10 protein-coding genes and 1 pseudogene are annotated in these 9,601 nt (G+C 44.4%); 3 read left to right on the top strand and 8 right to left on the bottom strand.

Annotated elements, in window-relative coordinates:
• The 3 genes from AC06L3_RS02425 to AC06L3_RS02415 form a co-directional block, all read right to left on the bottom strand.
• On the bottom strand, positions 1-934 hold a 934-nt coding region (locus AC06L3_RS02425), incomplete at its 3' end, for an efflux RND transporter permease subunit (protein ID WP_475669032.1).
• A gap of 24 nt (positions 935-958) precedes the next feature.
• On the bottom strand, positions 959-1,972 hold the full coding sequence (locus AC06L3_RS02420; RefSeq protein WP_475669031.1) for an efflux RND transporter periplasmic adaptor subunit: 1,014 nt from the start codon (positions 1,970-1,972) through the stop codon (positions 959-961).
• Between the two features lie 15 nt (positions 1,973-1,987).
• Complete coding sequence (locus AC06L3_RS02415; RefSeq protein ID WP_475669030.1) at positions 1,988-3,391, bottom strand: TolC family protein; 1,404 nt, start codon at positions 3,389-3,391, stop codon at positions 1,988-1,990.
• A 209-nt stretch (positions 3,392-3,600) separates the two neighbouring features.
• Here AC06L3_RS02415 and AC06L3_RS02410 point away from each other — a divergent pair, with 209 nt between their 5' ends.
• The 3 genes from AC06L3_RS02410 to AC06L3_RS02400 are packed head-to-tail and all read left to right on the top strand — an operon-like array spanning position 3,601 to position 5,746.
• Positions 3,601-4,536 carry a helix-turn-helix domain-containing protein gene (locus AC06L3_RS02410; protein WP_475669029.1) on the top strand — a complete coding sequence of 312 codons (936 nt, stop codon included), beginning with the start codon at positions 3,601-3,603 and terminating at the stop codon, positions 4,534-4,536.
• A 29-nt stretch (positions 4,537-4,565) separates the two neighbouring features.
• Positions 4,566-5,177 (top strand): deoxynucleoside kinase, encoded by a 612-nt coding sequence (locus AC06L3_RS02405; RefSeq protein ID WP_475669028.1) that lies wholly within the window; start codon positions 4,566-4,568, stop codon positions 5,175-5,177.
• A 5-nt stretch (positions 5,178-5,182) separates the two neighbouring features.
• Positions 5,183-5,746 carry an LOG family protein gene (locus AC06L3_RS02400; RefSeq protein WP_475669027.1) on the top strand — a complete coding sequence of 188 codons (564 nt, stop codon included), beginning with the start codon at positions 5,183-5,185 and terminating at the stop codon, positions 5,744-5,746.
• A gap of 67 nt (positions 5,747-5,813) precedes the next feature.
• Here the strand turns inward: AC06L3_RS02400 and AC06L3_RS02395 are convergent.
• The 5 genes and pseudogenes from AC06L3_RS02395 to AC06L3_RS02375 all read right to left on the bottom strand — a co-directional run.
• Positions 5,814-6,131: pseudogene (locus AC06L3_RS02395) on the bottom strand (HNH endonuclease); the annotation flags it as partial.
• A 113-nt stretch (positions 6,132-6,244) separates the two neighbouring features.
• Entirely contained in the window at positions 6,245-6,742 is a 498-nt protein-coding gene (locus AC06L3_RS02390) for an HNH endonuclease (protein ID WP_475669026.1), read from the bottom strand.
• A gap of 96 nt (positions 6,743-6,838) precedes the next feature.
• A complete protein-coding gene (locus tag AC06L3_RS02385; protein WP_475669025.1) occupies positions 6,839-7,567 on the bottom strand; it encodes a hypothetical protein in 729 nt (242 codons plus the stop codon).
• Entirely contained in the window at positions 7,564-8,796 is a 1,233-nt protein-coding gene (gene dcm, locus AC06L3_RS02380) for a DNA (cytosine-5-)-methyltransferase (protein ID WP_475669024.1), read from the bottom strand. The genes AC06L3_RS02385 and dcm overlap by 4 nt, the downstream gene beginning before the upstream one ends.
• Before the next feature lie 25 nt (positions 8,797-8,821).
• The coding region (locus AC06L3_RS02375) for an ATP-binding protein (protein ID WP_475669023.1) at positions 8,822-9,601 on the bottom strand (780 nt) is incomplete at its 5' end.

Raw genomic sequence — 9,601 nt, 5'->3', positions numbered from 1 at the left:
CGGATGGAAGTGACTCCTGAAGCTTTGGAAGCATCTCCAGCACCTTGTTGGTAATGAGCACTGAGTTTGCTCCGCTCTGCTTCTGGACCACAATCATACCACCCTTGCGCTGTTTGTTGTATGTCTCCTGTATTCTTTCCTGCAGACCGTCAACAATGGTTGCAACGTCCTTGAGATATACGTTCCTGCCATTGTAGGACCCCACAATGATGTTGCGCATGTCCTGTGCATCCTCGAACTCCTTCTGCACGCGCATTGAATATGTCTGGTTTCCAATGTCTATGTTTCCACCAGGAGTGTTCTTGTTCTCGGCACCTATCACCTGGGCAATGGACTCAACTGAAAGGTTGTACGACTCAAGTTTGTCAGGATCGCAATAACCATTGATCTCACGTCTTGCAAGACCTGAGATTGATACCGCTCCAACACCGCTGATACGGGCCAGAGGGTTTGACACCTGATCGTCCAGAATCTTGTAAAGTCCCGGCGTACTTTCATCTGCGGTAACGCCGAGGATAAGGATAGGAATATCATCCGCACCGAATTTGAAGATGACCGGGTTGCTGGCATCGTCAGGCAGCTGTGACTTGACCATCTCCAACTTGTCACGCACATCGTTGGTGGCAACATCAATGTCAATTCCATATTCGAATTCCAGTGTGATCACTGAAACGTTCTCTCTTGATTTTGATGTAACGTGCTTGAGATCCGATATACTGTTGAGCACGTTCTCCAAAGGTTTGGTAAGGTTGGTCTCAATATCCGCAGCACTTGCGCCGTTGTATGATGTGATGACCATGATGGTGTTCGCATCGATTTCAGGGTACAGGTTGATAGGGATATTAAGCAACGAATACAAACCGAATATAGCCACGCCAATGAATATCAAGGCTGTGGTAACAGGTTTCTTGACCGCTGTTTGATATAGACTCATTTCTTATTCTCCTCCGATTGAAAATTATTTGACAACCTCAACGGCAATACCGTTCTTCAAGCGGCTGTGGCCCTCAAGAACAATTTCATCACCTTCTTCAATGCCGCTGATAAGTTCATATTCCTTATCAAAACGCCTTCCAAGTTCAACAGGCTTGAACTCCACTACGCCATCCTTCACAACGTAAACAAACCTCGTACCGGCACCGCTGAGCTTGATGACCGCCATGTCAGGAACCACAACGTGATCGGCTGTTCCATAGGTGATGGTTACTCTTGCGAACATGCCCGGACGCAGACGCATATCCTTGTTTGCAAGTGTGATTTCAACAGGGAAGGTTCTGGATGTCCGGTCGATTGTAGGTGAGACTATGGAAACGCTGCCCTTGAACACTTCATCGCCGTATGTATCAAGTGTAACGTCCACGCTCATTCCTTTCTTCACATTCTTGTAAAGGGTTTCAGGAATGTTCACCTTAACCTTTACAGGCTGTATCTGTTCAACCACATATAGAGGGGCGCCACCTGCATACATATCGCCCGCATCATAGTTCCTTGCCGTAACGAATCCACTGATAGGGCTTACAAGCACGGTGTTCTCAAGAAGGTTTATGTAGTTGGTCCTTGAAACGTTGTATGCGAGTTTCCTTGCATCCCATACGCTCTTTGAATTACCGCCTATCTTGTAAAGTTCGTCCGCGCGCACGAACTCTATTGAATCGTTCTGCATCTGGAGTCTTGCCTGAACAAGGTTCATCTGGTCAAGAACAGCCAGTTTCTGACCCTTTCTTACCATATCTCCCACTTCTGCATATATTCTTTCTATACGCAAGGCCATCTTAGGCGCAATGTTGTTGGTTGTGTTTGCCGCAAGAGTTGCAGTGTATGTCTCAATCTGCTCAACGCTGCGAACGTGTGCAATTGATGTTTTTACCTTTACGGTCTCTTCCTTCTCAATTTCATCTGATTTTGAAGAAGCGCAGGATACCGCAAACAAGGCGGCTGCTGAAATCAAGAACGCATTTACGAAATTTTTCATCTTATATGTACTTTTTTATTTTTCAATGTTTGAATCCAATGACACGCTCTGGAGTCTTGCTATCTTGTCCTCGTTGTTGCCCATCACGTTGTCAAGCTTTGACTTTGCTGATATGTAATTGTATATTGACTGGTTGAGATTGAGCCTTGCCTGAAGCAATGCAAGCTGTGAATCGCTCAGTTCAAGGAAGGTACCGCTGCCCACGTCATATCTTTTCTGTGATATCTCATATCCGGTCTCGGCTCCCTCTATTGATTTTGACGCCGCCTTGTACTGCTCTATGCTTGTATTCAGCGTGCTCAGGATGGAACGCACGGAAACTTCGAGATTTCTTCTGGTGTCTTCTATCTGAAGAGCCATCTGATCATGCGTTGCCTTTGCCTCCTTGATTCCGTAATGCCTGCTTCCGCCGGTAAAGATAGGAATGGACAGAGACAGCACGCCAACCGAATAAGGATTCCATTTGTAATGATTGAACTTGAAATCCTCGGCCATTGATGTTTTCTGGTAATTGAGTGAAAGGTTCAACTGAGGATAGAACTGAGCAATCTTGGCCTTGTAAGTCTTGTAGAGAATCTCATTCTGAATATTCAACTGCTTCAAGTTTGAATTCCTTTCAAGGGATATTTCCTGCCCCAGATCAGGCTTTGCAAGCTGGTTCTCGAAATCGTACAGCGATCCGGCGCACTTGACAGGAGTGTTCAGATCAATTCCCATCAACGCCTTGAGTTTCCAAAGACACACCTCAATGGCGTTCTTCGAGTCAAGCATGTTAGGGATTGCATTCTGCTTGTTAACTTCGGCCATTATCATATCGTATTTGGCCACTGTTCCAAACTCGTATTTCTGCTTTATATCCTCATAGTCACGGCTGGCATTCTCGTAATTCTCCTTATATACATCATACAGATCCTGTGAAAGGAGAACGGCGTAGAACGCCTCCTCAATCTGAGCCACCATATCCTGACGGGAACCCTTTGCCTTTTCCACTGCGAGTTCCACATTGTCTGCGGTTATGGCAATGGATTTCCAGAGCGGAGCATTTATCACCGGCATTGCCAGCGAGAATCCTGCGGCATATGTATTGTCAATACCTACGGCTATTGACTGGCCCTGAAAGAACATTGTCTGTTTCTTTATGGTCCTCTGGTAGTTGGCCGAGAAATCAATCTGCGGAAACAAGGCCGCATATGTTCCTTTACGCTGATAGCCGCTCTTCTCTATTTCCATATCGGCCACCTTCACAGTAAGGTTTTCGCTCAAGGCAATCTTCAAGGCATCATCCAGACAGATGATAATGGTATCGCCATTGGTTTGGGCCGCCTTCTGCACAGTCTGCGCATCCGCCGCAGGCATAGCCACAAAAAGCAGGGATGCGAGCAATACGGACACGAATTTACAATCCTTCAAATTTTTCATCCTTCTAATTTTTTCTTTAATTTTCTCACCTCTGACAGCCGTTGAAAACGCCAACGGCCAATCCGGCAAAATCGCTTGCAAATATTGTGCAATAAATTGAATTTTCGTGCTATTGTTTATATACAAAACTGTTCCAAATCTATATAAATTATTATATCTTTGCGTTATGCAGTTAACTATCGCTGTGAAAAAGTAATCCAAAAAGAAATATGACTCAAGAAATTGAAAAGGTTTTCGAGCTGCTGACGCAATATACTTCCGCATCCTGGCATAAATGCGGGATTGCAATAGGTGACATAAATGCCGCAAATCTGGCCAATATAAACGCATACGCCCGTGAACTGTTCATTTCCGCCTTCCCTCTTGACCTGCATTTCGGTCTGATTCTTGAGAAAGGTGATCTGGACATCGTATCGGACTATCAGGAATATCACATAACCGAGCCGGCGCTGTTTTCCAAAGGCGGCAGATCCATTGTGAGCAACTTGAAGTTCTCGGACAATGCAGGCGGCATCTTCTATTTCTGCACCAAGGACTTCATTGAAGAATGTGTCCTGGAGAGATCCGCCAGCATTATAAAGAAGGTCCTTACAGCAAGGCCAAGGCAGCTTCTTCATCTGGACAATGTCGAATTGAACAGGCTCTCGGATATGCTTGAAAGGAGCAGGGAATATATTCAGGACGAGAATAAAGAGCTCAAGCAGGAACTTATTTTCACCTCCTTCTTCAATTATTTCCTTGAAGTGGTGAGGATTATAATAAAGGACACCCACATCAGGGAAGCACATGAGGAGGCCGGCGAAAACGGCAAGCTGCCATCCGCTTCCGGCAAGATTATGAAATCGTTCATATCCCTGCTGTTCGAGTATGGTGAAACGGAACACAACCCATCTTTCTACGCAGACAAACTGTGCATAAGCGTACAATACCTTTCGGTAATTCTCAAGGGAATCACCAGAAGCTCCGCAAAGAAATGGATTGAAGGTTACGCAGTTGCCAGAGCCAAACTGTACCTGAGGCAGCCGCAGTACAGCATACAGCAGATTGCCGCAATGATGAACTTCGCGGACCAGTCAAGTTTCGGCAAATTCTTCAAAAAGAACGCCGGAATGTCTCCGAAGGCATACAGGAACAAGAACAATTGATTAATTTTGCAACATAATCCAACAGGAAGATGCACATAGGAATTGCAGGAAACATAGGTAGCGGAAAAACCACACTCACAAGGATGCTGGCATCGCATTACGGCTGGACTCCCAAATATGAGTCGGTCAGCTACAATCCCTTTCTTGAGGATTATTATAAGGATATTCCGCGATGGTCATTCAACCTTGAGATATACTTCCTTACCAAAAGGATGCAGGATATCATTGACATTTCCCGCAGCAATGATGTGATAATTCAGGACAGAACCATTTTTGAGGGAGTGCACGTCTTTGTTGAGAACAACTATGAATTGGGCAACCTGCCTCAGAGGGAGTATGACTCATATATGGAACTTTACAATTTGATGATATCAATGGTGAAGCTCCCTGACCTTCTCATATATCTCAAATCGTCCATTCCGCATCTTGTAGCTCAGATTCAGAAACGAGGTAGAGCGTATGAACAGTCAATGAGCCTGGACTATCTGGCCGGACTGAACAGGAAGTACGAAAAATTCATTTCAGAATACAAGGGCAAGGTTCTCACCATAAATACGGAGAATCTGGATTTCGAGAACAATCCAAAAGACTTTTCCAAAATCACCGATATGATAGGCGCACAACTGTTCGGTCTTTTCTGATAAATATGAAAAAAGTAACTGTATATCTTGGCGCCGCAAAGGGCAACGATGAAAAATACGCCGCAAACGCATACCGGCTTGGCATGCTGCTGGCGAGCAATGGTCACACCATAGTTTACGGAGGAGGCAATGTGGGATGCATGAAAGTGCTTGCAGACGGAGCGCAGATGGCCGGCGGTGACATAATCGGGGTTTCCCCGCAGGGCTTCAAGGGCTCCATGCATGCGGTGAAACTCGGGCTTAAAGTAGAACGCACAGACCTGCAGAACATGGTTTACGTTGCTGATTTTGCCGAACGCAAGAAAAAGATGGAGGAATTGGGAGACTGCTTTGTAATCATGCCGGGGGCCTTCGGCTCACTTGACGAACTCTTCACCTGCGCCTGTAACAGGGCCCTTCGCAAACATCTGAAACCAATTTACGTTCTTGACACCAACGGATATTATGCTCCACTGCAGCAGATGATAAACAACATGTTCAACTGCGGTTTCATAGTTGAGGAACTCAGGACCATAATCAAGTTCGTTCCAACAGTCGAAGGAATCATTGAAGAAATAAATTCCCTGTAAGGACACTGTTATCTTCGATTACCATTCGAAACCAATACTCCGGAGGCAGTTGGTCCAGGAGAATTTTCTATAGTCTCAAATCTTTTGGCGAGGGATAATTTGTCGGGATGTTCTTCAATTTGAATGGCCATCCTGAATCATCGAGCATTTCAATCTTCATATCCAGAATTCCTGATTCTGAGCAGAATTGATAGACCAGCTTCATATAGCGTCTCATTACCAGAAGAGGAGGGAAACCATTCCTGGCCCCATACCATTCCATCAGATCAGAATCGCCCTTTGAACTGTTGCAACTCCTGCTGCAAAATACCAGATTATCAGAGCTGTCGGCTCCTCCGTGTGCTTTTGCGAACATATGATCGACTGAGATGTTGGTTTGAGACCCGCAATAGACACAGTGAGTCCCGTTCTCAAGTTTGTATCTTTCGTCGACACATTACAAAGCATTAATAGAAGTCATACGTTCTCTCGGTCGAACGCCTTCTGCCATTGATTTTCTTAGAGAACACGCCATCGAGGTGATTTCATGAAGGTGCGCAGTTTTGATGCGAGTTTCTTTCTTTTTGCCTCATAAGCCCTCATTTCAGAGGTTTCTGTCAACTTGTCTGCACAATTACATCCGACTATCATGTAACCCCAATCCGGATGAAATATCGTATGCTCAAAGCGAATTTCATTGCCGCAATACTCACATTCACCAATTGGTTCCTCAAGATCGTCGCTTCCTATGTATTCCCATCCCGAGGTGGGCATAACTCTTCCATGTTCTTCTGCGTGGCAATGTTGGCACAGGGTAATCAGGTACTCGTCTGGATACTCCCATGCTTTCTTTCTTTTTTCGTAATGAAGATGATGAACCTGCAACTTTGCCTCATCTTCTGATCTGCCACAATGAGCGCACTTATGACCGTCTCTTTCTATGATGCGATTCCTTACAGACTTCCAATTCTTTGTTCTATATTCAGAAAAATCAATTTTCATGTAATCATTATCCACTCATAAAGTTTGAATGCAGTTCAGTGGTTTATTTAGAGTCCTATCAGTCTTCGGCTCTCTTTCTTGTTCTATGCCACAAATGAGAGAACTCGGTACTTACAAAATTTCAATCCAAGACTCATCAAATCCGATGTTTTCTAAAGCTATTTCCTGCGTCAACAGAGGTGGGCGTTTTACTCGAAACCTGATAGCATCGTCCGGAACAACGGAGTGAATCGTGAATTGTGAACCATGTGGTTGCCATGTAAAACATTTTTCGTTCGTACGTTTATGAAATGCCTCAAAATTACCGCGTTCGTTTTCTTTCCACTCATAATCACTGATGCGGAAATGCTCAAGATATTCCTCATACATTACAAACTCGGTAAGGTCGTAGTTCCGGATCAATACATTAACACGAATTCTAGGATGGTGTGCTTGAGCAATGTCAACACGTCCGTTCCATATTCCAAGGACAGCATCACCTGTCTTCTGCACATCATCGTGGGGATCCTCAATGCCATAAGAAAAATCAGGCGAATTTCTGCCACTTATCAGACGCACGTTCGCGGTTGTAAACGGACTGTTTGCCTTAACCGTTTTTGCAGACCACGCAGTAGTTTCTGTAGCCAAATCGGTTATTCCTACAGGCTTTGCATAATGCTCTCCACCAACTGCATCGGCAAGGATGTCACCCCAGTCATCACCTGTAATATCCTTGCGTCCGGTATGGGCACGATAAACAATTCCCTTGGCGATATTGGTTATTATTTCTTGTGGAACTTGCCCGAGTGGGTAAAGTTCAGAGATGAGATTACGTGAATCTCTTAATCGTGGTTGTTTCATATCAATTGAACTATTTTGCCGGCGACAGCTCTAATCATAGGAACCGCCACCGAATTTCCTGTCTGTTTACGAATTTCTGTGTGTGAAACAACAATATTGAAGTTGTCGGGGAACCCCTGCAATCTCAGCAATTCCCTTGAAGAAAGACGTCGATAACCGTTAACCAGCAGATAATTGTACGAGGCTCCAGTTCTCAATGCACAAGCATAAGGTAATACCGAAATATTACCACTCTTATTCTCGTGCCAAATAGAAGGATAGAATACATCCTTTCCATCAACTCTTCTTTTACGTTTTGCCTGTATTTCATCTGAAGCAATCAGTGATTCTTCAATATTCTCCTCCGGCTCCAGGATGTTACCTAAACTATAGGGGATTTTGTCAAAGTCAAAGTTGAATCTATTGGCAGCTTCTTTATCTGAAAAACCAACAATGATTACCCGCTCACGCTTCTGAGGCAGCCCAAAATCAAGAGCATTCAACACTTTCCATTTTACGTGATATCCAAGTTTATCCAAGGTTTCCAAGATGACTTTGAAAGTCTTTCCCCCATTATGCGATACGAGTTGTTTTACATTTTCAAGAAGAAACGCTTTCGGATGGTGGTAATCAAGAATTCGAGCAACCTCAAAAAACATTGTACCGCGGATATCATCAAAACCTTTCATTTTTCCCATAATGGAGAATGCCTGACAAGGGAACCCTGCGAGCAAAATATCATGGTGAGGTATAAAATCTGCACTTATCTTTGTAATATCTCCAAAAGGGATTTCTCCGAAATTACTTGTGTATGTGGCTTGGGCCGCCTTGTTCCATTCTGAAGAGAATACACATTTCCCACCAAGTTCTCCGAACGGAATACGGATACCTCCAATCCCGGCAAATAAATCAATGAATGTAAATTGGGGATTTTTGGGAGCTGGGAACGGCACATCGAACAAATCTTGAAAAAGATTAAGTTGAACAGCATTGTCACATAACACATTAGTATATTCGTCATCGTATTCTGGATGGATAGACGAAATGTATTGATACAAGCGTTTCTTTGCTGTCCTTTCTTTCCCTTTAGGCAAGTCGGAATTATGTAGAAAATGTGAAATCATAGCCATACGGTTATAGCTTGACTCATTACCGTAGATTTTAATTTCAATTTTATCTTCCCCAAGCGATGCTGTGTATGCCTTTTCAGGATAATTGAGGAGGTCAAATATTTTATTCTTTGTTAACATTACAAAAGTTCTACTTTCAAAGGTATTATTTCTTCTTATCCAACTCCTTGACCTCCCAGTGGCCATTCTGTGTCCATCCTATCCACGTGATTTCATAGGATTGGCGCAGACTTCTCAAGTCTCTTTTCAAGGTGGTCAGAGATATATTGAATTGAGCTGCCAAATCTTCTTTGCTGATTGTCGGTTTTGCAATTATAGTTTCCAGCAGTCCGCGGTATCTTTTGGCTAGTTTTTCTTGGGGGCCACTTTGGGGGCCATGTTGAGGGCCACTTTGCGAGCCGGTATTGCCAATGTCTTTATTATCAATTAGATATTGGGGGCCACTTTGGGGGCCATTCGCATTGGTCCTCTTCCTCCAGATGATGGATATGAAATGGTTCTGTTCCTGCTTGTATTCAGGTGCAGGAAGGCCTGCTGCCACGCAGGTCTCGACAACATCGGTGGTACCTGTCCCAAGCCTCTCGATATATCCGGCAAGATATGCAGGGAGGGCGATAATCGGATGCGCCGGAATGGAGTTGTGTACACCTTTCAAGCTGTCCAGGGTGAGCCCTTGGGGAAGAGTCCCAGGATTCCAGACTTCGAGTCTGTCCTTGAAAAGCATCACTTCAACACTTGCATTGCTTTCGTTCTGACAGTGGACAATGGCGTTCACAATCACTTCGCGCACTGCCTTGATAGGAATCTCGTATTCAACATCGACAGCTGCCTTGTTGTGAACACTCACCGCAGCATCGATATGCTGCATCACGAAACCGACAGCTTCATCAACAAGTTCAAAGATGCTGCCTCTGAATGTCTGATA

This window comes from Candidatus Egerieousia sp., from assembly GCF_056211015.1.
This window is presented reverse-complemented; position numbering and strand designations above follow the sequence as displayed.